This is a genomic window from Campylobacter pinnipediorum subsp. pinnipediorum (assembly GCF_002021925.1).
GTDB classification, from domain to species: Bacteria; Campylobacterota; Campylobacteria; order Campylobacterales; family Campylobacteraceae; genus Campylobacter_A; species Campylobacter_A pinnipediorum.
In genome coordinates, this window is the sequence record NZ_CP012546.1 from 1,755,935 (window position 1) to 1,782,665 (window position 26,731).

General features: G+C 30.4%; 20 protein-coding genes and 1 pseudogene. 13 read left to right on the forward strand and 8 right to left on the reverse strand.

What is annotated here, in order from left to right; translation table 11 throughout:
• Positions 1–7 precede the first annotated feature (7 nt).
• From leuS to CPIN17260_RS08935, 4 genes are read left to right on the forward strand one after another with little or no spacing between them, the layout of a single operon-like run.
• Entirely contained in the window at positions 8–2,461 is a 2,454-nt protein-coding gene (gene leuS / locus CPIN17260_RS08920) for a leucine--tRNA ligase (protein WP_078406293.1), read from the forward strand.
• 2 nt (positions 2,462–2,463) lie between these two features.
• On the forward strand, positions 2,464–2,997 hold the full coding sequence (lptE, locus tag CPIN17260_RS08925; RefSeq protein ID WP_069633412.1) for an LPS assembly lipoprotein LptE: 534 nt from the start codon (positions 2,464–2,466) through the stop codon (positions 2,995–2,997).
• Positions 2,984–4,549, forward strand: coding sequence for a GGDEF domain-containing protein (locus CPIN17260_RS08930; protein WP_069637151.1), 1,566 nt, complete (start codon positions 2,984–2,986; stop codon positions 4,547–4,549). Before lptE ends, CPIN17260_RS08930 begins: the two co-directional genes overlap by 14 nt.
• A gap of 1 nt (position 4,550) precedes the next feature.
• Complete coding sequence (locus CPIN17260_RS08935; protein ID WP_078440908.1) at positions 4,551–5,741, forward strand: folylpolyglutamate synthase/dihydrofolate synthase family protein; 1,191 nt, start codon at positions 4,551–4,553, stop codon at positions 5,739–5,741.
• A gap of 62 nt (positions 5,742–5,803) precedes the next feature.
• Here the strand turns inward: CPIN17260_RS08935 and CPIN17260_RS09735 are convergent, their stop codons facing one another.
• From CPIN17260_RS09735 to CPIN17260_RS08955, 5 genes and pseudogenes are all read right to left on the reverse strand, one after another.
• Complete coding sequence (locus CPIN17260_RS09735) at positions 5,804–7,012, reverse strand: methyl-accepting chemotaxis protein (protein ID WP_418225745.1); 1,209 nt, start codon at positions 7,010–7,012, stop codon at positions 5,804–5,806.
• Between the two features lie 3 nt (positions 7,013–7,015).
• Positions 7,016–7,765: pseudogene (locus CPIN17260_RS09740) on the reverse strand (PDC sensor domain-containing protein); the annotation flags it as partial.
• A 92-nt stretch (positions 7,766–7,857) separates the two neighbouring features.
• Complete coding sequence (gene purF / locus CPIN17260_RS08945; protein WP_078440909.1) at positions 7,858–9,198, reverse strand: amidophosphoribosyltransferase; 1,341 nt, start codon at positions 9,196–9,198, stop codon at positions 7,858–7,860.
• 119 nt (positions 9,199–9,317) lie between these two features.
• On the reverse strand, positions 9,318–10,085 hold the full coding sequence (dapB, locus tag CPIN17260_RS08950; RefSeq protein ID WP_069633227.1) for a 4-hydroxy-tetrahydrodipicolinate reductase: 768 nt from the start codon (positions 10,083–10,085) through the stop codon (positions 9,318–9,320).
• 16 nt (positions 10,086–10,101) lie between these two features.
• Entirely contained in the window at positions 10,102–11,445 is a 1,344-nt protein-coding gene (locus CPIN17260_RS08955) for a hemolysin family protein (protein WP_078440910.1), read from the reverse strand.
• Between the two features lie 133 nt (positions 11,446–11,578).
• Between CPIN17260_RS08955 and CPIN17260_RS08960 the strand changes: the two genes are divergently transcribed.
• The 5 genes from CPIN17260_RS08960 (at position 11,579) to CPIN17260_RS08980 (ending at position 19,802) form a co-directional block, all read left to right on the forward strand.
• Positions 11,579–11,953 (forward strand): RidA family protein, encoded by a 375-nt coding sequence (locus CPIN17260_RS08960; RefSeq protein WP_069636950.1) that lies wholly within the window; start codon positions 11,579–11,581, stop codon positions 11,951–11,953.
• Between the two features lie 136 nt (positions 11,954–12,089).
• Positions 12,090–13,226, forward strand: coding sequence for an efflux RND transporter periplasmic adaptor subunit (locus CPIN17260_RS08965; protein WP_226996945.1), 1,137 nt, complete (start codon positions 12,090–12,092; stop codon positions 13,224–13,226).
• Positions 13,227–16,352: an efflux RND transporter permease subunit gene (locus CPIN17260_RS08970; RefSeq protein ID WP_078440912.1), complete on the forward strand. Its 3,126-nt coding sequence runs from the start codon at positions 13,227–13,229 to the stop codon at positions 16,350–16,352.
• Entirely contained in the window at positions 16,345–17,688 is a 1,344-nt protein-coding gene (locus tag CPIN17260_RS08975; protein WP_078440913.1) for an efflux transporter outer membrane subunit, read from the forward strand. Before CPIN17260_RS08970 ends, CPIN17260_RS08975 begins: the two co-directional genes overlap by 8 nt.
• An 86-nt stretch (positions 17,689–17,774) precedes the next feature.
• Entirely contained in the window at positions 17,775–19,802 is a 2,028-nt protein-coding gene (locus tag CPIN17260_RS08980; protein WP_078440914.1) for an autotransporter outer membrane beta-barrel domain-containing protein, read from the forward strand.
• A gap of 41 nt (positions 19,803–19,843) precedes the next feature.
• Here CPIN17260_RS08980 and CPIN17260_RS08985 read toward each other — a convergent pair whose 3' ends face one another.
• A complete protein-coding gene (locus tag CPIN17260_RS08985) occupies positions 19,844–20,830 on the reverse strand; it encodes an argininosuccinate synthase domain-containing protein (protein WP_078440915.1) in 987 nt (328 codons plus the stop codon).
• Entirely contained in the window at positions 20,808–22,478 is a 1,671-nt protein-coding gene (gene dnaG, locus CPIN17260_RS08990; protein ID WP_078440916.1) for a DNA primase, read from the reverse strand. The genes CPIN17260_RS08985 and dnaG overlap by 23 nt, the downstream gene beginning before the upstream one ends.
• Before the next feature lie 63 nt (positions 22,479–22,541).
• Here dnaG and CPIN17260_RS08995 point away from each other — a divergent pair, with 63 nt between their 5' ends.
• The 4 genes from CPIN17260_RS08995 to aroC are packed head-to-tail and all read left to right on the forward strand — an operon-like array spanning position 22,542 to position 25,726.
• Positions 22,542–23,567 (forward strand): hypothetical protein, encoded by a 1,026-nt coding sequence (locus CPIN17260_RS08995; protein ID WP_078440917.1) that lies wholly within the window; start codon positions 22,542–22,544, stop codon positions 23,565–23,567.
• Entirely contained in the window at positions 23,545–23,982 is a 438-nt protein-coding gene (rnhA, locus tag CPIN17260_RS09000) for a ribonuclease HI (protein WP_078415144.1), read from the forward strand. Before CPIN17260_RS08995 ends, rnhA begins: the two co-directional genes overlap by 23 nt.
• Positions 23,979–24,650 carry a ribonuclease III gene (gene rnc / locus CPIN17260_RS09005; RefSeq protein ID WP_069633216.1) on the forward strand — a complete coding sequence of 224 codons (672 nt, stop codon included), beginning with the start codon at positions 23,979–23,981 and terminating at the stop codon, positions 24,648–24,650. The genes rnhA and rnc overlap by 4 nt, the downstream gene beginning before the upstream one ends.
• Before the next feature lie 8 nt (positions 24,651–24,658).
• Positions 24,659–25,726 (forward strand): chorismate synthase, encoded by a 1,068-nt coding sequence (gene aroC / locus CPIN17260_RS09010; RefSeq protein ID WP_078440918.1) that lies wholly within the window; start codon positions 24,659–24,661, stop codon positions 25,724–25,726.
• A 418-nt stretch (positions 25,727–26,144) separates the two neighbouring features.
• Here the strand turns inward: aroC and ruvC are convergent, their stop codons facing one another.
• A complete protein-coding gene (gene ruvC / locus CPIN17260_RS09015) occupies positions 26,145–26,621 on the reverse strand; it encodes a crossover junction endodeoxyribonuclease RuvC (protein WP_078440919.1) in 477 nt (158 codons plus the stop codon).
• Between the last annotated feature and the right edge of the window lie 110 nt (positions 26,622–26,731).

Sequence of the window (26,731 nt, forward strand, 5' to 3'; positions counted from 1 at the left end):
AGTTAAAATGGCTTATAAACCATTAAAAATAGAAAAAAAATGGCAGGAAAAATGGCAGGAAACTGGCGAGTTTGAGCCAAAAGATGATTATACATTACCAAAAAAATATATCTTAAGTATGTTTCCTTATCCTAGTGGTAGGATACATATGGGACACGTAAGAAATTATTCTATAGGTGATGCATTTGCTAGATATTATAGAAATCAAGGCTACAACGTGCTTCATCCTATCGGTTTTGATAGCTTTGGTATGCCTGCTGAAAATGCTGCTATAAAGCATAAAATTCATCCTAAAAAATGGACTTATGAAAATATTGACTATATGAAAAAAGAGCTTGCAAGTCTAGGGCTTTCTTTTTCAAAAAATAGAGAACTAGCTACATCTGATCCACTATATACAAAATGGGAACAAAGCTTTTTTATAAAGATGTTTGAAAAAGGCTTAGTATATAGAAAAAGTGCTATCGTAAACTGGTGCGAACACGATCAGACAGTATTAGCAAATGAACAAGTTGAAGATGGTTGTTGTTGGAGATGTGGCAATCAAGTAATACAAAAAGAGCTTCCAGGGTATTATTTAAAAATAACAGACTATGCTGATGAGCTACTTGATGATTTAAAGACATTGGAAGGAAAATGGCCAAGCCAAGTTTTAAGCATGCAAGAAAACTGGATAGGCAAGAGCTACGGCCTTGAGTTTAAACTTTTCTTAGATGATGAATCACAAAAAAAACTAAATAACAAATTTGATGGTTTTAGTGTATTTACAACAAGGCCTGACACTATATATGGAGTTAGTTACACAGCTTTATCTCCTGAACACCCTATCGTAAAAACTTTACTTGATTTAAATTTATTAGATGACGATAAAAAAACCAAGATAAAAACCATATTAAACCAAAGCCCAAGAGAGAGACAAGCAAGTGAAAAAGATGGTGTATTCTTAGGAATTTATGTAAACCATCCTTTGACTGATGAAAAAATACCTGTTTGGGTTGCAAATTTTATCTTGTCTGATTATGGTAGTGGTGCCATTATGGCTGTTCCAGCTCATGATCAAAGAGACTTTGAGTTTGCAAATAAATTCAATCTTGCTATAAAACCTGTTGTTAAGTCTTTAGATGAAAATTGTGATAGCACAAAGGCAAATAGTGATTATGGAATTTCTATAAATTCTCCTCTTATAAATGACCTTAGCAGCCAAAAGGCAAAAGAAAAAATAATATCATATTTTGAAGATAAAAATTTAGGCAAAAGAGTAACGAACTTCAAACTTAGAGATTGGGGAATTTCTCGCCAGAGATACTGGGGCGCTCCTATACCTGTTGTGCATTGTAAAGACTGTGGTGCAGTGCCTGAAAATACACAAAACCTACCTGTTGCATTACCAGATGATGTTGAGATAACAGGAGAGGGAAATCCACTAGATAAGCACCCTACTTGGAAATTTACAAAATGTCCAAAATGCGGAAAAGATGCTGTAAGGGAGACTGATACAATGGATACATTCTTCCAAAGTTCTTGGTATTTTGCAAGATATGCAAGCGATCATAAGACTTGGGAAGATTGTGCTTTTGATAAACAAAGTGTTGATTATTGGATGAATGTTGATCAATACATAGGCGGTATAGAACATGCTATATTGCACCTACTTTATGCCAGATTTTTCCAAAAAGCTTTAAGGGATTTGGGATTACTTAGCAATGATGAACCGTTTTTAAATTTATTAACACAAGGAATGGTTTTAAAAGATGGTGCTAAAATGAGCAAGAGTAAAGGAAATGTAGTAGACCCTGATAGTATTATAAATAAATATGGTGCTGATACGGCTAGGTTGTTTATACTATTTGCAGCACCTCCACAAAAAGAACTTGACTGGAACGATAGTGCAGTAGAAGGCTCTTATAGGTTTTTAAATAGACTTTGGGAAAAGTCAATGAGTGCAATAAAAACAGATAAAATACCAAGCATAGATCACAGTTCTTTAACCAAAGAAGAAAAATATGCTAGACTAAAAGTCTATGAAGCGCTAAAAAAATCAAAAGATGTATTTAACGAAAGCTTTACTTTTAATACACTTATAGCAGCTTGTATGGAAGCTCTAAATGCTTTAAATGCTCAATCAAACGAAAAAGTAACAACAGAGGGAATTTATATAATCCTAAATTTACTAGAACCAATAGTTCCTCATATATGTTGTGAGTTGAGCGAAGAGCTATTTAAAAGAGCAAATTTTGGTGAACTTAAAATTTTAGATGAAGTTTTTGTAAAAGATAGCTTTAAACTAGCAGTTACAGTAAACGGCAAAAAAAGAGCCGAGTTTGAGATCTCAAATGAAACTAACGAAGCTGATATAATAAAATTAGCTAAAGAACAAGTTTCAAAGTGGATAGAAAACAAAGAGATAATTAAAGAAATTTATATAAAAGAAAAACTTGTAAATTTGGTCGTAAAAGGATAATTATGAAGTATTTTGCTACTATTTTTATCACTATATTTCTTGTTGGTTGTGGATATCAACCTATCTCAAAAATAAGTCAAAACTTAGTTGGAGACAGGGTTTTTATAGATGTTATTATAGACAAAAACGAACCAAAAAATAGTGTATTTATAAAAGATGCTGTAAGAGAGGGGATTGCATCTAGATTAAATAAAAACTTAAGTTCTAAAAATAGCGCAAATACTTTTATCAATGTAAAAACAAAATCGCTATCGTATCAACCAACTGTTTATGATGAATATGGCTACATAACTTCATATAAAGCGACTTTGGTTTTGGTTTTTGAAACAAAATTTAAAGATGACAGTGTAAGTGAAATTCAAACAAGTGGAGAATATGATTTTAATATAGCCAAAAGAATAAAAAATATCAGATATGCAGATAGTATTATCAGTGAAAGAGAGAGGTATCAAGCCATAAAAGAAGCATCAAAAGAGGCATTTGATGAATATGTCTCTAAACTAGCATTTAAAGGACATAATAATGGCAGCAATTAGTATGGCACAAATAATAAAAGAATCAATCAGTGAGATAAAAAATCGCCAATTAATGCTAACACCTGAAAATTATACAGAAGTTTTTAATGAGATATCTAATAAATATGGTTTTACAACAGAAACCCAGATAAAACTAGAAAAATATATATCAAGATTAACAACAGAGTATAAAACACAAGCAAATAATTTAAATATAAACACTATAGATGAGTTTATAGCATTTTTAACGGCTAGACTAAACAGAGCATCTCAGCAATCTTTTAATATCAGTGAGGATTTAAACTTTAGATCTTTAGTCGCATTTACAAAGCGTATTTTGCAAACTATATCAATATTGCACAACAAAGATGCAAAATCTCTTGCTGAAAAAAGTATTCAACTTTTAAATAAAAAATTTGATATAAAAAATATAGACAAAACGAGAAAAAACTGGCTTGAACTAATTGACTCTTACAATGAAGAGTATCTTGAGTTTTTAAAATACTATGGTGTAAAAAACTTTAATGACTTAAAGTCAATGATGGGTGAATTAAGTGAGTTTTTAACTCTACAAAACAATCAAACGCAATTAGCATTAATAACAGATCTTATAGCATACACTTTAAAGCCATCTATATCAAAAGAACTTGAAAATGATATAAGTGAACTTAGCCTGCAAATCAAAAAAAACCCAATATGTATACATGAAATTAGTATCCAAAATGATATAAGAAATTTAATTACAAAAAGAATAGAAGCTGATAAAGATGAGATAACAGAAAAATTTTCAACACTAAATGTAGTCTTACAAAATATAAGTGATAAAATTTCAAATATAGCAACAACTTCGCATACAAACTTAAAAAAAGCTCAAGACATTAAAAACAACATAAGTGGGATAAAATTTGATGTAAATAATTTTGAAAAAGTAAGAGATACACTTTTTGATATAGCAAACACTCTTGAAGTAGAAAGTCGCGAACTTGGCACAGAAATGGTTGTAAAGCAAGAAACTATTTTACAACTTCAAGAAAAAGTAACGATATTAGAAAAAGAGCTTGAAGATGCAAGAGCTGAAAGCAAAGAAGATTTTCTTACAAAAACGGCTTCTAGACGCGCTTTAATGCAAGAAATTTTAAGAATAGAAGAAGCATTTAAACGATATGGAACAAATTATTCATTATGCTTTTTAGATATTGATTATTTTAAAAAAATAAACGATAATTATGGACATGATGCTGGAGATGCGATACTATCAACCGTAGCTAAAATATTTAAAAAATCATCTAGAAAAATTGATTTTATAGGTAGATATGGTGGTGAAGAGTTTGTTATAATTTTACCAAACACCAATTTAAATGATGCTATTAAATTTGCAAACAAAATAATATTATCTATAGAAAAGTTTAAATTTATATATAAAAATGAAGTGATAAAAGTTACAATCAGTGCTGGTGTAGCAACGAGAAATCTAAATGAAAATGATACATGTACTCTTGAAAATGCAGATAAAATGCTTTACTCTGCCAAGAAGAATGGTAGAAACCAAGCTATGCCAAAAATAACAGAATAAGATGAGTTTATTAAAAGATTTTTTATCAAAAAAACCTCTTTTTTATGAAGACATAGATTATGACACAATGCCAAAAGCATGGAACAGCATCAAAGAAAAGATAAGACCATTTAAAATAATTCATATCGTAGGCACAAATGGTAAAGGCTCAACTGGTAGATTTTTAGCTCAAATTTTAAAACAAAATGGCAACTATGTAGGGCATTATACAAGCCCTCATATATTTAATTTTAACGAAAGATTTTGGCTAGATGGCAAAGTAGTATCTGATAAAAAATTGGAATTAGCTCACAAAAAACTTCAAGATATTTTAAACGATGAGCTTATAAAAAGAGTTAGCTATTTTGAATACGCAACACTATTATCAGTGATACTATTTTGTGAATGTGATTATTTTATATGCGAAGCTGGTATGGGTGGAGAGCTTGATGCAACAAATGTTTTTGATAAACAATTAAGTATCTTTACACCGATAGGACTTGACCATACAGCCGTACTTGGTGATACCTTGGAGCAAATTTGTGGGACAAAGTTTAATGCCATACAAGAAAAAACAGAAGTGTTACTAAATAACGAAATGAATAAAAAGTGTGTAAAAATAGGATTTAAAATAGCAAATAAAAAACAAGCAAATATAAATTTTGCAAAAGATATTTTAAATCAAACTGACATGGATAGCATAAATTTATACAGCCAAAAATTCAGTCTGCCAAATTTTTTAAGATCAAATTTGACACTAGCATGCAGTGGTGCAAAACAGCTCTTAGGATTTTTAGATATCTCAAAGCTTGATAAATTAAACATGAGCGGTCGTTGTGAAAAAATAGCAAATAATATGTACATAGATGTAGGCCACAATGAGCTTGGTGCATTACAAATGGTTGATTTTTTCCAAAATAAAAAAATAAATTTAATATATAATTCTTTTTTAGATAAAGATTTTGATAGCATTTTAAAAACTCTCAAACCAATACTAAAATATGTTTTTATATATGAATACGAAAGCTCTGATAGAGAGCTTGGTGGAGAAAAATTAAAAACAGCTCTTAATAAATTAAATATATCAAACTCCGTATTTGATAAAGAAAATTTAAAAAATATATTTGATGATAAAAACAATATATATTTAGTATTTGGCTCTTTTTTACTAGTAGAATCTTTTTTGAAAGAATTACAAACCCGAGCAAACTAAAGATTAGATTATATAGTTATATACTCCCTGTTTATTACAAGGAGTATATGATTTTATAATTATTAAAACTTCTTCTTCCTTACATCTTCAGCTATAGTCTTAGCCATACCATCTACTTCTAATGTAATTTGATTTGTGTTGTTTGCTATTTTAACATTTTGTTGAGTTAGCATATCTACTTCTGAAACAGATTTATTAATCATATTAATACCTTCTGCTTGCTCTTTTATAGACTCACTCATTTCATTTATTGATTGAGCTAATACATTTGTATTTGCTTCTATCTCTCCTAATGATTTTTGAGTTCTTTCTGCTAGTTTTCTTACTTCATCAGCAACAACTGCAAAGCCTCTACCATGTTCTCCTGCTCTTGCTGCTTCTATAGCTGCATTAAGTGCTAATAGATTTGTTTGATCTGCTATATCTCTTATTATTGTTATTATGTTTTTAATCTCTTCTGATTGTCTTATAACATCTTGTGTTTTTTGAGATATTGCATTCATTGAACTGCTCATCTCTTCTACTGCTGCTGCACTCTCTTGTAAAGAACTTGCTTGTGAGTTTGCTCCATTTGTTAATTCATCCATAGAGCTTGATAGTATTTGAGCTTTTTGTTGTAGTGTTTCTGCTTGTTTTAGATTGTTTTTAAGCATATTTGTTATTTCTTCACCAAGTAAATTTACACCACTAGCCATTCTACCTTCATCATCAAGTCTTGATGTAAAGTCTTGTCTTTTATATGAATCAAGTAATCTTAATACATCTTGACCATCTTTTGCTATTGCTTCTTGCAATGCTTCTTGAAGCTCTTTAAATGTTTGTTTTAATTGATTAAGTGCTGGGTTATTTGTATTAGCATCTAATGTAGCTGTAAAATCACCATCTTTTATCTTATCAACAAAGTGATTTGCTTGTTGGATGAAGTTGTTTTCTTGTGTTTTACCATCTTGGATTTTAGCTATGTTTTCGTTTATCATTGTTGCCATTTCGCCAAATTCGTCTTTGGTTTTTACCTGTATTATACTCGCATTTTTAGTTTTAAAATTTAAGAAGTCAAAGAATGACCTCAAACCTTCTCCTATTTCTTTAATAGGTTTTAACTTAAAATTCATAAAAAAAGCTAAAACCAAAACTATTAAAACAATAAAAATTGCAGATAAAAAAATCTGAGTCTTTAATAACCTATCTGAACTTTGATTATTGATATTTGTTGGTACAATTGAGCATAAAAGCCATTTAGTGGCATCTTCTTTAAGGCAAGCTGCAACCATTTTTTTGCCATCTTTATCAAAAGTATGAGTTTTTAATTCTTCTAATATAACATCATTATTTTCATTGAACACTGATACTAATTCTTCACTAATAGCTGTTTTTTTCATAATCAAATTTTTATCTGAATACAATAGTATTCTACCTTTTTCATCTATAGCAAAAATTTCCTCTTCATCATAATGCTTCATTCTAACTATTCTAGAATTAAGATCTGAGAGAAAAATATCAGATGACACAACACCTCCAAAAGATCCACTTGGTTCATTAAAAGTAGTAGCTAGAGATATAGCTACTTGATTGCCAGTAGTAGTTAAATAAGCATCTGTTATAACATCATTATTAACACTTTTTGCTTTTTTATACCATCCTCTAGTTCTTGGATCATAGCCATCACTAGGAGATTGATTTTTGTTATTTGATCTAACCATGCGACCATTTCTTTCAAATCCAGCATATAGCAAATCAGAACCACCAGATTCTTTTGAAGCTTTTAGCATCTTCACTAATTCATCTTCAGGAATATTCGTTTGTGATAAAGATTTTGCTACATATCTTACTGAGGAGAATTTTAAATCAATAAAACTTTTTAAAAAATCCACAGCATTATCAACAACACCATATTGAGAGGAGAGAACTAGTTTATTTGTTTCTTTTTTTGCAAAAGACAAATTCGCGAAAGAAAATAGTGTTAAACTTATAGTCAAACACAAAGTAAGCCATAAAATAAGACTTTTAACTAATTTTGAACCCATGTTTTTATCCTCAAAATAAAAAAATTAATAAGATAAAGTATACGATATGCAAAATTAAAATATATTAAAATCTATAAATATTTTTTAGAATTTTATTTAATAAAATAATCTCCATCAAAGCTAACAAGTGAATATCTTCTCTCTTTACCTAAAGCCATTTGTAACTCATCGATATCAAGAAATTCCAAGCTATCAGCACCTATATATTCACAAACCTCATCTATGTTTTTATTTGCACTTATAAGCTCTTCAAAACTAGGAGTATCTATGCCATATCTTTCAGGGTATTTAAGCTCAGGACAAGCAACCTTAAAATGCACATTTCTAACACCAGCATGACGCAAAAGCTCAACTATCTTTTTACTTGTAGTTCCTCTTACTATACTATCATCTATAACAACAACATCTTTGCCTCTTAAAACATTAGACATAGGGTTTAGTTTAAGTTTTACCTTTAAATTTCTCATTTCTTGAGTAGGTTCTATAAAAGTTCTTCCGACATAGTGATTTCTAACGATAGCCGCCTCAAAAGGAAGACCACTTTCTTGAGCATAACCTAAAGCAGCAGCTACGCCACTATCTGGCACAGGTATTACAAAATCAGCCTTAACCTTACTTTTTCTAGCAAGGACTCTTCCCATATTTTTTCTAGTCTCATATACACTTTTACCTTCTATAACACTATCAGGACGAGCAAAATATATATATTCAAATGCACAAACTCTTGGTTCTGGCTCAAAAATTTGTTCGCTTATAAAATCATCTTTACCACGTTCAAATATAATCATTTCACCAGGTCTAACATCTCTTATAAACTCAGCCTCAAGCAAGTCAAAAGCACAAGTTTCACTAGCAACAACATATCCACCATCTTTTAATCTTCCAAGACTTAATGGTCTAACACCGTATTTATCACGAACTATAAAAGTCTTATGTCTTGATTGTATAAGCAAACAATAAGCTCCAACAATCTTTTCTAAAGCATATATTATTCTATCTTTTAGACTTTTACTGTTATGTCTAGCTATAAGATGAATTATATTTTCTGTATCCATATTTGAAGCAAAAATAGAACCCTCGTCTATTAAAGATTGTCTTATTTTGTCTTTATTAACCAAGTTTCCGTTATGAACTATGGAGATTGAACCAAGAGAATAATTTGCATTTATTGGTTGCGCATCAAACAATGACTCGTTTCCAGCAGTAGCGTATCTATTGTGTCCTATTGCCATATCGCCTTTTAAAATTTCAAAGCTACTTTTTTTAAAAACCTCTGTAACAAGTCCAGAAGCTTTTACTGTATGTATTTTTCCACTTTCATCACAGGAGCTTATACCACTTGCTTCTTGACCTCTATGCTGCATAGCAAAAAGAGCATAATAAGCGGTTTTTGCAGCATCCTTTGAATTTATTATACCAACTATAGCGCACATTACTTATACTCCAAATTTATAATATAATTTTATATTTATTTTAATAAAATTTATAAGCTTTAAGATTTAAAACCTAGTTGATACTATCAAAAAATTCTAAATATAAAATTTACAATACATTAAAGACCGATACAATCATATATACTATATTTTCCATTTGGTTGAGAGTGTAACCAAACCGCTGCCTTTATAGCACCTTTAGCAAATGTGGCTCTTGAAGTTGCTGTATGATTAAGCTCCATATACTCTCCATCATTATAAAAACCAACAGTATGCCTACCAACAACATCTCCACCACGAAGAGCCATGACAGATATCTCATCTTTTGTTCTAGCCCCTATAAGCCCTTCCCTACCAGTAACCATAACATCTTTCAAATCAAGATTTCTAGCAACTGCTGCATGTTCTGCCAAGGTAAGTGCTGTTCCACTAGGTGCATCTTTTTTGTGTTTATGATGCATTTCAACTATCTCTATATCAAAATCTCTCAAAGTCTTTGAAGACAAAGCAACCAAACGATTTAATAAAGCAATGCCTAAACTCATATTTGTAGCATATAAAATAGGCATAGCATTTGCAGCATGTTCTATAAGCTCAACACCATCTTCTCCAAGTCCTGTTGTTCCTATAACAAGTGGTTTTGGATTTGTTCTAGCATAGTTTATCAAATTAATAGCACCTTGTTTTATACTAAAATCTATAACAACATCGCTATTTTCAAAAAGCTCTTCAAGGTCATTTGTAATTATTACATCTTTTGGTAGTGGATGTGAAATTTCATTTATAGAATAAGCAACGCTAAGTTTAGCAAATTGATTTTCGCACAAGCAAGAAGCTATCTCTTTACCCATTTTTCCACTTGCACCATGTATGCCTACTCTTATCATAAATATCTCCTATCTCTTAACTATGTTCGTTATCTGACTCAATTTGTTCTATCTTTTTTCTTACTTTCACACTTAAAATACTAGTGCCATCTATCTTTCTAACTTCATAATAACAGTTTTCATCTTCTATCTTATCGCCAACAGTAGGAAGTCTTCCCATAAGATTAAATACATATCCACCAATCGTAACTTGATCAGTCTCTTCATCAAACGTTATACCAAGAAGTTCTTCAACCCTTTCAAGTTCAAATCTTCCATTAAATTCATATATATTTTCATTTATTCTTTTATAGCCAAGATCAGCATCATCATGTTCATCATGAAAATCGCCCAAAACCTCTTCCATAATATCTTCCATAGTCAAAAGCCCAGCTGTTCCGCCGTATTCATCAACAACCAAAGCAGCTGAAATTTGTTGTTTATTCATCATCAAAAGTACTTTTGATATAGACAAACTCTCAGGCACGATAATAAACTTTCTTACTATACTATCAAAACTTTTTTCTTTCTTATCACTAAAATGAACTTGTAAAATATCTCTTATATGAATAAGTCCTAAAATAACATCTTTTGAACCATCTATATAAGGATATCTTGTATACTTAGAGTCAAAAACAACTTGTAAATTTTCTTCAAAACTTTTTTGTTTATTTATACAAACCATATCCCTACGAGGAGTCATAATCTCTTTAGCAACCGTATCACTAAAATCAACAGCATTTTTTATAAGCTCTGTTTCAAAACTATCCAAAACACCGCCCTTTAAACTCTCACTTACTATTATTTTTATTTCTTCTTCTGAGTGTGCTATTTCACTATCTTTAGCTGGCTTTATACCAAGTGCTTTTAAACCAACACCAGCTAAAAAATCAAAAGTTTTTATAACAGGAGATAATATAGCCCAGAAAAAATGAAGTGGTCTTGCTATCTTTAAAACAGAACTTTCAGCTTTTGATATCGCTATTGATTTTGGTATAAGCTCACCTAAAACAACGTGCAAAAGTGTTATCAGAGTAAAGGCTATAGCAAAAGATACACTATGAACAACAACTTCTCTAGCACCAAAATATGTAGTCATAGGTTCTTCTAACAATCTAGCAACAGCAGGCTCTCCTATCCAACCAAGAGCAAGAGAACTAAGTGTTATACCTAATTGTGTAGCACTAAGATACGTATCTAGCTTGTTTGACATATCAAATGCCAACTGAGAATTTGGAACTTTTTCTTTTATAAGCTCTTCAAGGCGTGATTTACGAACCTTAACAAGGGCAAACTCAGAAAGAACAAAAAAAGCATTTAAAAAGACAAAGAATACTGCAAGAACAATCATAAAAAGCGAGTTGTCGCTACTGGGATACAAATAAAATCCTTAATAATTAAATTTTTGGGTCAAATTATATCAAAAAATAATAAAAATAATAAATTTTAGAAAACTTTAAAGCAAAAATGATGTAAAATCAAGATAATTTTAAAACACAATAAAAGGATAAAATATGAAACAAATCATACATACAAACTTAGCACCACAAGCAATAGGACCATACTCTCAAGCTGTTTTAGTAAATGGAATGCTATTTATTTCAGGGCAATTAGGCGTTAAACCAAATGGCGAATTTGCAGGGGTTAGTGTAGAAGAACAAGCGAAACAAAGCTTAGAAAATATAAAAAATATTTTAGCTGAAGCAAAAATGGACTTTAAAAATGTAGTAAAAACAACTATATTTTTGGCAAATATTGAAGATTTTTCAAAAGTAAATGATATATATGCTACATATTTTGATGGCGATTATCCAGCAAGAAGCACTATAGCTGTAAAAACACTACCAAAAAATGGACTTGTAGAGATAGAAACCATAGCTGCACTATAAAAAGTAGCAAGTATAAAAATTTAAAACAATATTTATATTATAGAAATTACTATTTTTTTTATTTTTTGTTTTAAAATTTGTTATACAATTCCAAAACTGTATTTTAGACTTAAAACAAAATAAAATGGGAGGTAGTATGAAAAAATCACAAATACTTATAGCTATTTTTGTAACAATACTTATAGCTGGGTGCTTTGACTTTAATTCTTCAAAAACCGAGCAAGATAAAAATGCTCAAAGTAAAAAGCCGCAAATACCACCAGCAACAGTAGATGTTGTGGTTGCAAAAAAAGCTGATAATAAAATGATTTTTCAGTATCCAGCAAAACTTGAAAGCTTACAAGAGGTTATGATTACCCCAAAAGTTTCAGGAACCATAATAAAACAAAATTTCAAAGCAGGAGATAAGGTAAAACAAGGCGATGTTTTATTTGTTATAGAACCTGATAAATTTGAAGCATTATATGATATAGCAAATGCAGCTATCATACAAGCCGAATCAGCATATAAAAATGCAAAAAATGAGATGGAACGTGTTGAAAAATTACTATCACAAAAAGCTATAAGCCAAAAAGAATACGACAATGCTTTGGCAAAATTTGAAGCTGCAAGTGCTTCAATCGCAAGTGCAAAAGCAAATGCAAAGTCAGCAAAACTAGACCTAAGCTACACAAAAATAAAAGCACCTTTTAGCGGTGTTGTGAGCGAAAACTTAGTAGATGTTGGTTCTTTTGTTGCTGCTGGTAATACACAATTAGTAAAACTTAGTGATATAGATACGATAAATGCTAGATTTTACATCTCAGATGTAGCAAACCTAAAAAGAATCAATAATCTAACAAACAAAAATTGGGTTCAATTAGATTCAAATGCAACACTTATAACCAACAATGGAAATATAAAAGGCTCACTTAGCTTTATAGACAATACCGTTGATGAAAATACCGGTAGTGTTTTAGCAAAAGCTGAGTTTAAAAATGAAAATTTGCAACTTCTAGCTGGCTCATTTGCAAAAATAAGTCTAGATGGCTTTATACAAAAAGATAGCTTTTTATTACCGCAAATTGCAATAAAACAAGATGTTGTATCTCCATATGTTTTAGTTGCAAAAGATAACAAGGTTATAAAAAAACCTATTCAAATTATATTTGAAACATCAGAAAATGCAATCATAAATAGTGGATTAGAAGAAGGCGATCAAATAATAATTAACAATTTTAATAAAATTCGTATCGGGGCTAATGTAAAGGTAGAAAACAAGGAGAACAAATAGATGTTTTCTAGATTTTTTATAAACAGACCAATATTTGCAAGTGTTCTTTCTATAATTATATTTATAGCGGGTTTTATGTCTTTAAGAGGTCTTCCTGTAGAAGAATATCCGCAACTTACACCACCACAAATTAGCATAAGAGCACAATACACTGGTGCAAACGCAGATGTTATAGCAAACACCGTTGCTTCTGTTATAGAAGATCAGGTAAATGGTGTTGAAAATATGATATATATGAAGAGTGTATCAAGTTCTAGTGGTTCTATGAATTTAAATGTGTTTTTTAAAATAGGAACAAATTCAAAACAAGCTAGCATAGATGTAAATAATCGTGTTCAAACAGCTCTTTCAAAACTTCCTAGTGAAGTTAGACAAATAGGAGTAACTGTTCGTGAGAGTAGTGGATCTATGCTTGGTGTTGTCTCTTTTTTAAATCCAAATGCTACGATTACTGAATTAAATAACTATGTTATTTTAAATATATTAGATGATATAAAAAGAGTAAAAGGTGTTGGGGACGCGACTATTATAGGTAGTAAAAATTATGCTATGAGAATTTGGATAAAACCTGATTTACTTGCAAAATACAATCTAAGCACAACTGATGTTATATCGGCTATAAAAACTCAAAATAGTCAGTATGCAGCCGGAAAGATAGGCGAAGCACCTATAAAAGATAAAATATCATATGTGTATGCAATAAGTGCTGATGGACGATTTAAAAATGTAGATGAATTTAAAAATATAATACTAAAAGCTGACAACAAGGGAAATTTATTAAGACTTAAAGACGTGGCTGATATTGAGATAGGTTCTGAAAATTATTCAATAGGTGCTTTAATGAACGGAAAAGATATGGCACCTATGCTTATATTTTTGCAAAATGGAGCAAATGCTGTTGAAACAATGCATTTAGTTAAAGAGAGATTAAAAGAAATTTCAAAGAGCTATCCTGATGGAATGTATCACGAGATACCTTATGATACTACAAAATTTGTTGAAATTTCTATACAAGAGGTTGTAAAAACATTTATAGAAGCAATGTTACTTGTTATGGTTGTTATTTATATGTTCTTAAAAAGTTTTAGGGCAACAATCATACCAATGCTTGCCGTTCCTGTATCTATAATAGGAACATTTGTTGGTTTTTATATTATGGGTTTTTCTATAAATTTAATAACACTTTTTGCACTAATTCTTGCCATAGGTATAGTGGTCGATGATGCAATCATAGTTATAGAAAATGTTGAGCGTATTATGCACGAAGATAAAAATATAAGTGTCAAAGAAGCTAGTATAAAGGCCATGGAGGAGGTTACAACACCTGTTATTTCAATAGTTTTGGTTTTATCAGCCGTTTTTATTCCTGTTGCTTTTATGGAGGGCTTTGTTGGGGTTATTCAAAGACAATTCGCCCTAACTCTTGTGGTTTCTGTTTGTCTTTCTGGTTTGGTTGCTTTAACACTAACTCCGGCACTTTGTGCAGTTTTTCTAAAAAGAACAGAGGAAAAGCCATTTTGGTTTGTACAAAAATTTAATGATTTTTTTGATTGGAGTACAAATGTGTTTTCGGCTGGTGTAGCTAAAGTTATAAGACATGTAATTCCTAGTTTGATTGTAGTTGTCATTATTGTTTGGGCTATGATAACACTTTTAAAGATTATACCAAGCTCTCTTGTTCCTTATGAAGACAAGGGTGCCGCTATAGCTGTTACATCTTTACCGCCAGCATCAACATCATCTAGAACACTAACAGAAGTTAAAAAAATATCAGATAAATTTTTAACAAATCCAAATGTAGATAGAGTAACCACTATCGCCGGATATGATATGTTTGCTGGAGTTCTTAGAGAAAATTCTGCCATATCTTTCGTAGGGCTTAAAGATTGGGATCAAAGAAAAAACCCAAAAGATCAAATTTTTGCTTTATTAGGACCTTTTAATGGAATGCTTACACCATCAAAAGAGAGTATGAGTTTTGTTATGAATACACCACCTATTATGGGACTTAGTCTTGCAGGTGGTTTTGAAATTTATCTTCAAAACAAAAGTGGAAAAAGCTATGATGAAATTCAAAAAGACACTATGAAAGTTGTTATGGCAGCAAATGCTAGACCTGAAATAACTAGAGTTAGAACGACACTTGATACCACATATCCACAGTATAAAATAGAAGTAGATGAACAAAAAGCTTATTTGATGGGTGTTAGTAAACCCGATATATTTGCTACTATCGCGGCTACAATAGGTGGATACTATATAAATGATTTTAACATGTTTGGAAAGTCATATCGTGTATATATGAGAGCGAAAGAGAGTTTTAGAAATTCAGCAGAAGATATTAGAAATATATTTGTAAAAAACAAAAAAGGTGAGATGGTCGCACTAAATTCTATCGTTACTTTAAAAAGGAGTATGGGTGCTGATTTAGTTGAAAGATTCAATCTTTTTCCGGCTGCTAAACTTATGGGAGAACCGGCACCAGGATATACATCAGGAGATGCATTAAATGCTATCGAAGATGTTATAAAACAGACATTAAAACAAGATGAATACTCCATAGCATATTCAGGAACAGCGTATCAAGAAAAGACATCATCAGGTACAGGTCAAACCGCGTTTGTATTTGGTATGATTTTTGTATTTTTGATATTAGCGGCTCAATACGAAAGATGGCTTATACCATTAGCAGTAATAACAGCTATTCCTTTTGCAGTATTTGGTTCTCTTTTTGCAACATACATAAGAGGTCTTAGCAATGATATATATTTCCAAATAGGTCTATTATTACTTATCGGACTTTCAGCAAAAAATGCTATTTTAATAATAGAATTTGCAATGCAAGAAAGAGAAAAGGGTAAAAGCATATTTGATGCAGCTATAAATGCAGCAAAACTTCGTTTTAGACCGATAGTTATGACATCAATTGCATTTGGTATGGGTATTTTCCCGATGGTTATTTCAAGTGGTGCAGGTGCTGCAAGTAGGCATTCATTATCTACCGGACTTATAGGTGGTATGATAGCAGCGACTACAATAGCGATATTTTTTGTTCCGTTGTTTTACTATCTACTTGAAAGTTTAAATCAAAAATTTAAAAATAGAAAAGGTGCTTTAGATGCGTAATATTATATTTTTTGCAATAGTTCTTTTATTTGTAGGATGTTCATTTAAGCCTGAAATGATTGATGTAAACTCAAGCTTTGAGTACAAAAGCCAAACAACAAATATAAGCGATAAATGGTGGGAAGAATTTAACGACAATAAATTAAACTCACTGGTTGATGATGCTTTAAAGCATAATATAGATTTAAAAATAGCTTATTTAAATTTACAAAAAGCCGATATAAATCTAAACAATGCAAAATCACTATTTTTACCTACTGCTAGTGTAACAGGCAGTGCAACAAGAAGAGGCACAGAGCATTTAAAAACAGATAGTTTTTCACTAAATGCTGTTTTAAACTACGAGGTTGATTTATGGGGAAGAGTAAGAAACTCAGTCGAATCAAACAAAGCACTTTTAAATGCAAGTATTTATGACTATAATGCTTCTAGATTAAGTATAGTTTCAAATGTCGTAGATAATTATTTTTCATTAGTGGCATTAAAAATGCAAGAAAATATCTACAAAAACACGCTAAAAAGTTATATAGATACGATGAATTACCGCAAAAAACAGCTTGAAGCCGGTGCGATAACAAAATCTGTATATATACAAAGCGTAACATCTGTGCAAAATGCAAGTATAAATTTAAACAATATAAAAAATCAAATAATCACACTTTCAAATGCATTGTCTATACTTGTTGGAAGAGATAATAATGAAATTTTATACTCGCTAGTTAATACAAACAAAACGCTTCCAAAAATACCTGAAATAGATGTTGACATAAGTGCTGATATACTTCTAAAAAGAAGCGATGTTGCAAGTGCTTATGAGGCTTTAAGAAGCTCTAATGCTCTTGTTGGAGTTGCTAAAGCTGCTTATTTTCCATCTATATCTTTGAGTGGAATTTTTGGTTTTAGTTCAGCTAAGATAGATAATTTATTTGATAAAGATGCTCAGTTTTGGTCTCTTGGTACCTCTCTTACACAAAATATTTTCAATCTACCTCAAACAAAAAATAGAGTTAAATTATCTAAAATAATAGAAAGTGAAAGTGCTTTGAAATATGAAAAAATAATAAAAATAGCTCTTGGTGAAGTAAAAACAGCACTAATTAATAGACGAAATCTAATTGAAATTTTTAACCAAACAAAAGATCTTTTAGACTCTCAAGAAAAGATATACGAACTTGTAAACTCACAATACGATGAGGGCTATGTAGATCATCTAAGCCTGCTTGATGCACAAAGAAATTTACTAAGCACAAAGCTAAGTCTTGTAAATGCGAATTTAAATCTAAACAAAGCAATTGTTCAAGTATTTAAAGCTTTTGGGGGTGGTTTTAGTAAATAATTGTCAATTTTTTATTCAGCTAATTTTAAATAAAATAAAATAAAATAACAGAATTTAAAATATAAAACTAACAATAGGATAATATAATGAAAATTTCTCAATTTTTAAGTGCTGTTGCTATTAGTGCCTGTTTAACAAATTCTTTATTTGCAGAAACATATTTTGAAGAGGCAAGAGTAACTCTTCTTACTATTGCGCTACAAAAATATGGTGATAATATAGAAAAGATGATGTCAAATATCGATAAAGATACAAATGGTCTCAAAGGAATTGTTGTTCAATATTTAATTCAATTTGCACTTGTAAAAGATGATGAAATAAAAGCCGAAAGTCTTTCTCAAAAAGATAATAACGACGCTCTTTTGATATATAGTGCTTTAAAACATGGATATGAAACTACTAATGATTGGCTTAAAGAAAATATAGAAGATCCTTTAAATGAGATGTTAAAAAATCCTGAAAAGATAGTTAATGCTACACTTCAAAAACTTAATGGAAGCTTTAATACTAATGGAATTAATCTAGGATTAGGAGAAGGTTCAATTAATTCTAACAAAAATGTTACACAATTAAATGAAGATTTTATAAAAAAACATAAAACAGAGATCAAAAGCAAACTAGATGATTTTATAAATACATTTCATACCAAACTTAAAAAAAACGTAGAGGTTGTTAGTAAAAAGATTGAAGAAAAATCAAGCAATGATGCTGGATTAAAATCAGAATTAGAAAAACTGAAAGAACAAAAAGTAAAAATTGAGAAAAAAGAAAAAGAAATACAAGAAAGACTTGAAAGAGAAGAGAGAGAAAAACTTGAAAGAGAAAAACAAGAAAGAGAAAGACTTGAAAGAGAAAGACTTGAAAGAGAAAGACTTGAAAGAGAAAGACTTGAAAGAGAAAGACTTGAAAGAGAAGAAAGAGAAAAGCAAGAAAAAATAGAGAAAGAAAAAGAATTTAAATCTAAATTTTCTACAAAAGATAGCATTCAAAGTTCAATTTATGATTTAACAAAAGACAATCAAAATTTAAGACAAATATTTGAAACTATGAGCAAAGATCAAATTCAAACTTTCTCTAATGAAATAAAACAAACAACACAAGATATATCCAGCAATATATCAGAAAATTTATCTACTCAAATAGTTGATTTTAATTCAGAAATAACAACTCAAACAAGACTAGCACAACTAAGCAATCCTTTTAACAAAGATCTAGCGCTTGCAAAAGCTATCAATGCCTTAAAAGATATGAGATTTGTTTCAAATAATGATAATGCAATGGCTAATGTAGTAAAAGAATACACAGATAGATTTGCATACAATAATAGTTTATGGGCTTCTGCTTTAGGAGGTCAAACAAGATCTCAAAACAATATAAAATCAAGTCTTTATGGTTTTGCTATAGGTTATGATAGAACATTTGATAGCACAATAGTAGGAAATTATATAAATTATGCAAAAACAAAAACAAAAAATGATAGTTTTGATAATAAAGCAGATAACTATCAAATAGGTGTATACACTAGAAGTTATGTGAATAATAATGAGATAGATACAAAAGTATCCATAGGAAAATCTAAAAATAAATTAACAAGAGATATCAAAATACCAAACAATGCATTAGTATCACAAAAAAGCAAATATGATACAAAATCACTAACATTTGATTTAAGCTATGGTTATGTTGTAGCAACTAAAAATAATAGTTTTATAAAACCTTTTATAGGTGCTTCATATAGTTATTTGAAAAATAATGAATTTAAAGAAGATGGATTGTTTGCTATGAAATTCAGTGGTTCAAATTCTAAGATACTTAATGCAAGCGCTGGAATTGAGTTTAGAACATATTTAGAAAATGGAAACTACTTTTTTATAACACCTTCTTTACAAAAAGAAATTTATAAAAAAACAAAAGATAGCATTGTTAGATTTATAGGCTCAGATAAAGATATAATCCTAGCAACAAATAACAAAAAATCAACATATGTTTCTTTGATAACAGGAGCACAAGTAAATTTAACACAAAATTTATCTGCTAATATGATAATTGGCGCAAAAGCTAAATCGAAAGAAAAACTATATAATGCAACAATAGGACTTAGATATAAGTTTTGATTTAATCTAAATGTTAAAGTGCTGATAGCACTTTAACATTATCATTTTACGAAGAAATTTTGAGCTATAGCCTTATCTTCAAAAGGTATAACCTCTAAGTTTTTATCCCCTACTTTGATATTTACAGACTTATCTTTTGGGGCTTTTGTATAAGCAAGTGCCAATCTACAAGCAAAGTTCAAATCCTCATCATCGGCATTTTTATCAATAAAGCTAACGGCACCTACTATATCATCTAAAAAGCTTATCATGTGAAATTTATCATTTGGTGAGTTTAAGAGCATTTTATTGTCATTTTCATCTCTTCCTATGACCATTTTTGCACCATTTTTTAAGCGTAAATGGCGACCTAGCTTTAGCCAAGTTACATCTATATCTCTCATATCTTTATCAAATTTCAAATACTCTTTTATTTTAACAGCAAAACTCTCAACAGTAAGCAAACAACCCCCGCCCGGTGTAGCATAATCTTTAAAGCCAAATTCCTTAGCAAGAGCTAATTGTGGTTTTCTATCTCTACCACTAAAATCAAGTAATTTTTCTCTATCAACCCACCCTTCTCTCTCTGGTTTTGTAGGGTTTAAAAGCTTTGCACACATAGGTCTAAGAACAAGATCTTCATCATCACTTGCAAGTTTTTTTACCTGATTTAAAGCTTCTCTTCTTTGGCTCATAGGTCTTTGACCTATAACTTCACCAGTTATAACAAAACTTGCACTCTCTTCTTCAAGCATAGCAAGTGCAACCTTGAACATATGTCCGTGGCAATCTATACAGGGATTAAACTGCTTTCCATAGCCAAATTTAGGTGTAAAAAGTACCTCTTGAAGGTATTTATTTTTTATATCCACTACCTTAAACTTAGCTCCAGCTAACTCGGCTCTTCTTTTTAAAACATGAAACTTTTCTTCATCTACACCAAAACCTGTATCCATATGAAGTGCAACTACATCTATACCTTGATCTGTAATCAGCTTAATAGCAAGCATACTATCAAGACCACCACTAAATAACGCCAATGCTTTCATTCTTATCTTTCAATCCTTTTATAATTTTTGCAATTTTTTCTAAAACTTCCAGCTTGTCTTTATCTTTACTATTTCTTTTATTCATCTGCAAATTTTCAAAATATTTTATCTTTAAATTATTAATAGCTATTTGCAATTTATCAAAATCTTCTATAACTATCGCACTATCATCAAGCCAAAGTTCCCTTAAACTCGTATTTTCCTCAACCTTTTCTAAATTTAAAATCGCACTAAAAATATCAGAATGATTAAAAAAATAAGAGTTACTTACATTGCTAATTATAAATTTTTTGAAATTTTCATTACTAAACATAGTCTTTAAAATAGAAAGTTCTAGCAAATCTTTTGAAATTTTATTATCAATATTTACATTATTTACTATCTCTTGTTTTTGATGTTTAAAACTCTCTTGTTTGAAATTATGAGCCAAATTTACACTAACACCAATTAGTTCTGAGACCAAACTGTTATAACTAACACTAACAACAGGTTTTAGTTTGTTAGTAAATTGTGTTATCTCATCTAAACACTTTTGTTTTTGCATAGGACGTTCTAGGTCGTATTTAAGGGCTATTTGTCTTATATAAAACTCCCCTATTTCTATTCCTGACTCAAACAACTCTTCTAACTCTTTTATCTTGTTAGCAAACACCATATCAGCTGGGTCAGCACCACCATCTATAATAACAACAGAACCATCTATCTCATTTGTACTAAGCAACAAGCTTGATTTTATAGCAGCATTTATACCCGCCTCATCTCCATCAAAACAAAGGATTACATTTATATTTTCACGTTTTAAAAGTGGTAAATGCTTCTCTGTAAGCGCTGTTCCTAAAACAGCAACAGCATTTGTAAAACCGGCAGAATGAAGCATAATAACATCAAGATAGCCCTCAGTTATGATAACCTTCTTTTTTTGATATATTGTTTGCTTTGCTAGGTTATAACCATAAAGCAATTTTGACTTATCAAAAACATCACTTTGCGGACTATTTACATATTTTGCCATATGATTTGTGATAGTCCTACCACCAAATCCTACAAGTCTTGATGTGTGATTGTATATAGGAAAGCTTATTCTTTCAATAAAACTAGCATAAATTCCTTTTTCATTTTGTTTTATTATCCCTACTTCAAGTGCCTCTTGTGGTAAAATTTTTTCATTTTCCAAAAGCCTTAAAGTAGCACTGTTTTCAGGTGCATAGCCAAGTCCAAAATGCTCTATAATCTTATCGTTTAAACCTCTTGAATAAAGATAATTTAATGCATTTTGATTTTTATAAAGACAAGAACGATAAAAGGCATTTACATTTTCTAAAATCTGTTTATTTTGTATGGGTTTACTGTTATTATTTGTGTATTCTAATGTAAAGTTTGAAATACTAGCAAGTTTTTCTATCGCCTCTGGATAGTTTAGCTTTTCAAAATCCATAATAAATTTTATAGCATTTCCACCAGCTTTACAAGAAAAACAGTGATAAATTTGTCGTTGCGGACTTATACTCATACTTGGATTTCTATCATCGTGAAATGGACAAACACATTTATAATTTGCCCCTGATTTTTGAACATCCACATAATGACTTACAACATCAACAATATCAACTTGTTCTAATAACCTATCAATACTTTTTTGTTCTATCATAAGCAAGATTATACAATCAACTTGCTATAATTGCGCTTTAAATACAATAAAAAAGTGATCAAAGTGGATATATTTTTTATAGGTCATAGAGACCCTATTTTTGGACTTATTGTTTTGTTTAGCATAATCTTTATGGTAGCATTTTTTAGCTATGCTTGGGGTATTTTTAGCAAAAAAGATGAAAAAAGAAAGATAGAAAAATTTATAAAAAAATTTGATAATTCAAACTCAATAAGCGACAATCACAAACAACTACTAAAAAACCTAGACATAGATGCAAACGACCTTGGAGTTTTGGCTATGACCTTTGTAAAAAGTGGCGACTTTGAAAAAGCCATAAGTATATATCTCATAGCCCTTAGCAAGGTAAAAAATAAAATAGAAAAAGAATTTATCCTAACCCAGCTTGGAAGTGTATATTTTAAAGCTGGTTTTTTGCAAAATAGTATGAATATCTTTTTACAAGCTGTCCAGATAAGCCCAAGAAATGAGATTGCTTTAAGATTTTTAACCATGATAGATGAGAAGCTAAAAAAATTTAACGAAGCATTACAGACACTTGACTCACTGCAAGAACTTGGTGCCGATGTAAAAACAGCTAGAGCATACATAAAGGCAAATATAGTTTTAAATGATAAAGAGCTAAGCATAGATGAAAAAACGGACAAAATTTTAAAATACAGCAATGATTTTGCATTGCTAAAAAGAATGGCTATGCAACTTTGGATAAAAAACAACAAAAGCCTTCAAACCTTTCCTAGCTTTTTACCTATTTCAGATGTTATAGATATTTTATATCAGCAAAATATGCCGTTAAATTTAGAAGATGAAGAGTATAAAGCACTATTTTATGCAAAAGGTATCATAAAAGAAAAAGCAGATATAAATAGCTTTGAATTAAATGTTATTAAAAATTTAAAAGATACGGGATTTGATAAGGCTGATTTGAGTTTTAATTATGTTTGCAACTCGTGCAAAAACTCATTTCCAATGCACTTTTATAGATGTCCTATGTGCCACTCTTTGGGTAGTGTAAAAATTTTAAGCCAGATAACGGAAAAAAATGATGAAAACAATATGCCTTTTTAGTGATGGTTCGTGCTTAAATAACCCGGGACCAGGTGGCTGGGCTTATATCCTTGAATACAAAGAAAATATAAAAAAACAAAGTGGCGGAGAAAACAACACAACAAACAATCAAATGGAACTTCGTGCTGTTATAGAGGGTATAAAAGCATTAAAAGAACCTTGTAATATAGAGCTTTATACAGATAGTTCTTATGTGGCAAACTCTATAAATTCATGGCTTGAAGGCTGGATAAAGAAGGATTTTAAAAAGGTAAAAAATATAGAGCTTTGGAAAGAGTATATAAACGTTTCACAACAACACAATATAAATGCCATTTGGGTAAAAGCACACAATGGACACCCACAAAACGAAGAGTGCGACAAAATGGCTAGAGATGAAGCAATAAAAATAAAAGAAAATGGAAGTTTTATATGAATGAATTAAAAAAACTTGAAAAAATTTTAAATTATACTTTTATTGATTTGAAAAATTTAAAAGAAGCATTAACGCATAAAAGCTCTAAATTTAACTATAACAACGAGAGATTAGAATTTTTGGGCGATGCTGTTATGGATTTGATAGTTGGTGAATATCTCTTTAAGAAATTTAAAAAGACAAATGAAGGCGATATGAGTAAATTAAGAGCCGCTCTTGTAAATGAAAAAAGTTTTGCAAATATGGCAAAAAATCTACATTTAGGAGAATTTGTCTATATTTCTACCGCCGAAGAAAACAACGGTGGAAGAGAAAAACCAAGCATTTTAAGCGATGTCTTTGAAGCTGTTATGGGGGCTATTTATATCGAGTCAGGACTTGAAAAAGTAAGAGAGATAGCCATAAGAGTCTTAGAAGAGTGCTATCCAAAAATAGATCTTTTAAACTTGGCAAAAGACTATAAAACATCACTTCAAGAGATAACTCAATCAAATCTTGGAGTAACTCCTACTTATGAGCTTATAAGAAGTTTTGGACCAGATCATAAAAAAGAGTTTGAAATAGCACTTTTTGTAAATAATACAGAAATTTCAAGAGCCATAGCAAACTCAAAAAAAGAGGCTCAACAAAAAGCGGCAAAAATAGCACTAGAAAAAATAAAACATTAGGATAATGGTTGAATACTTTTGGAACAAAATTAAGACTAACAACATTTGGAGAAAGTCATGGAAAAGCCATAGGTGGTGTTATAGATGGACTACCTGCTGGGATAAAAATAGATGAAGAGTTTTTACAAAGTGAGTTAGACAAAAGAAGACCCGGGAAAAATAAATTTTCAACCCCAAGAAATGAAGCTGATAAATTAGAAATCTTTAGTGGTGTTTTTGATGGTTTTAGCACCGGTACACCGATAGGTTTTGCGATATTTAACCAAAATCAAAAATCAAATGATTATGAAAACCTAAAAAATATTTTTAGACCCGGACATGCTGATTTTACATACTTTAAGAAATTTGGCATTCGTGATTATAGGGGAGGGGGAAGATCAAGTGCTAGGGAAACCGCTGTTCGTGTTGTAGGTGGTGCTTTTTCTGCTCTTTTGTTAAATGAGTTTGGTATCAAAGTCCAAAGTGGGATTTTGCAAGTTGGAAGTATTTTAGCTGATAATGTTGACTTTGAATTAGCCCAAAAATCTGAAATTTTTTCTTTAGGAAAAGAAGAGGCTATGAAAGATGAAATTTTAAAAGCAAAACAAGCTCACGATAGTGTAGGAGCTTGTGTCTTTACAAAGGCTAGTGGCATTCCTGCTGGACTTGGAGAAGTGCTTTATGATAAGCTTGATGCAAGACTAGCTTATGCGATAATGGGCATAAATGGAGTAAAGGCTATCGAGATAGGCGAGGGTGTTAATGCTAGTTATATGTTTGGGTCACAAAATAACGACCAGATGGATGAAAGTGGATTTTTAACAAATCATTCTGGCGGAATTTTAGGCGGGATAAGCAACTCAAATGATATCATTTTTAAAAGCCATTTTAAGCCGACACCGTCCATTTTTAAATCACAAAAAACTACAAATTTAAAAAATCAAAATGTTGAGTTTGAGCTAAGAGGAAGACACGACCCCTGTATAGGCATAAGAGGAAGTGTTGTGGTAACCGCTATGGTTAGAATGGTCTTAGCTGATATGCTTTTACTAAATGCTAGTTCAAATTTGGATAGTTTAACTAAAATTTATAGCTAATTCAATCTAAAAAATATTTTAAGAAATATTTAAATAATAGCAATCAATATACAAGATAAAATTTCAACCATTCCATAAAAGGTGGTGCTACACTAAAGTTTATAATCTTTAAATAATATACAATAAGCATAGAAAAGATAAGACCATTTATATAAAAAGATAAAGCAGTAATAAATATAGAACAAAAGCAGTGCTTAAAATCCAATAAATATGATTAAAAAATAAAACATATATCTATCTATTTAATTTTTATACTAATCATTTGAGAGTAGGGCATATATTTCATTTTTCAAAGTAAATATTAAATATGCCTTAAATTTATAATTATAATTGTTAATACAGTCATAACTAAAGACTAAATAATCCAATATCTAGTATCTTTGACTAAATTTTTATTTACTACAAATTTTCCTATAAATTATTGTTGTATTCTTAAATTATTTGCGTGAGTTAAAGCGATAGCGATAGCATCTGTTATATCAAGTGGCTTTATCTCTTTTGTGATACCTAAAATTTTTTTTACCATAAAGGCAACCTGTTCTTTTGTAGCTTTTGCCTTTCCTGTTACAGCTTTTTTTACTTGAAGTGGGGTGTATTCAGCAAAATCACCGTGAATTTGAAGTATTTTAAGACTTAATGCTCCGCGAAATTGAGCCAATTTTAAAACGGTTTTTGGATTATAAGCAAAAAATATGTCTTCAATAGCCACTTCATCAAAGCTATGATTTTTAAAAATCACATCAAGTCCTTCACATAGTTCTGTGATTTGATATTGAAGATTATTTGGTTTTATTTTTATAAGTCCAGCTTCAAGCAAAGCCGTTTTTTTAGAGGTTTTTTCTATGATAGCATAACCGCAGTTTTTAGAGCCAGGATCTATTCCTAAAATTTTCATCACATCCTTTTCACTACTTATTCACTACTTATTCACATGGTGAAAAAGTTAAAATTTATTAAATTTAAGATAAAATAAGGAGTCTATTTTATTACAAAAAAGGTTTAATT

Excerpts from the sequence above, each read along its gene's own strand:
- rnc (WP_069633216.1), top strand. The coding sequence starts at position 23,979 with ATGAATGAATTAAAAAAACTTGAAAAAATTTTAAATTATACTTTTATT.
- ruvC (WP_078440919.1), bottom strand. The coding sequence starts at position 26,621 with ATGAAAATTTTAGGAATAGATCCTGGCTCTAAAAACTGCGGTTATGCT.
- purF (WP_078440909.1), bottom strand. The coding sequence starts at position 9,198 with ATGTGCGCTATAGTTGGTATAATAAATTCAAAGGATGCTGCAAAAACC.
- CPIN17260_RS08930 (WP_069637151.1), top strand. The coding sequence starts at position 2,984 with ATGGCAGCAATTAGTATGGCACAAATAATAAAAGAATCAATCAGTGAG.
- CPIN17260_RS09735 (WP_418225745.1), bottom strand. The coding sequence starts at position 7,012 with ATGGTTGCAGCTTGCCTTAAAGAAGATGCCACTAAATGGCTTTTATGC.
- CPIN17260_RS08975 (WP_078440913.1), top strand. The coding sequence starts at position 16,345 with ATGCGTAATATTATATTTTTTGCAATAGTTCTTTTATTTGTAGGATGT.
- leuS (WP_078406293.1), top strand. The coding sequence starts at position 8 with ATGGCTTATAAACCATTAAAAATAGAAAAAAAATGGCAGGAAAAATGG.
- CPIN17260_RS08985 (WP_078440915.1), bottom strand. The coding sequence starts at position 20,830 with ATGAAAGCATTGGCGTTATTTAGTGGTGGTCTTGATAGTATGCTTGCT.
- CPIN17260_RS08980 (WP_078440914.1), top strand. The coding sequence starts at position 17,775 with ATGAAAATTTCTCAATTTTTAAGTGCTGTTGCTATTAGTGCCTGTTTA.
- CPIN17260_RS08970 (WP_078440912.1), top strand. The coding sequence starts at position 13,227 with ATGTTTTCTAGATTTTTTATAAACAGACCAATATTTGCAAGTGTTCTT.
- CPIN17260_RS08935 (WP_078440908.1), top strand. The coding sequence starts at position 4,551 with ATGAGTTTATTAAAAGATTTTTTATCAAAAAAACCTCTTTTTTATGAA.
- CPIN17260_RS08960 (WP_069636950.1), top strand. The coding sequence starts at position 11,579 with ATGAAACAAATCATACATACAAACTTAGCACCACAAGCAATAGGACCA.
- rnhA (WP_078415144.1), top strand. The coding sequence starts at position 23,545 with ATGAAAACAATATGCCTTTTTAGTGATGGTTCGTGCTTAAATAACCCG.
- dapB (WP_069633227.1), bottom strand. The coding sequence starts at position 10,085 with ATGATAAGAGTAGGCATACATGGTGCAAGTGGAAAAATGGGTAAAGAG.
- dnaG (WP_078440916.1), bottom strand. The coding sequence starts at position 22,478 with ATGATAGAACAAAAAAGTATTGATAGGTTATTAGAACAAGTTGATATT.
- CPIN17260_RS08965 (WP_226996945.1), top strand. The coding sequence starts at position 12,090 with ATGAAAAAATCACAAATACTTATAGCTATTTTTGTAACAATACTTATA.
- lptE (WP_069633412.1), top strand. The coding sequence starts at position 2,464 with ATGAAGTATTTTGCTACTATTTTTATCACTATATTTCTTGTTGGTTGT.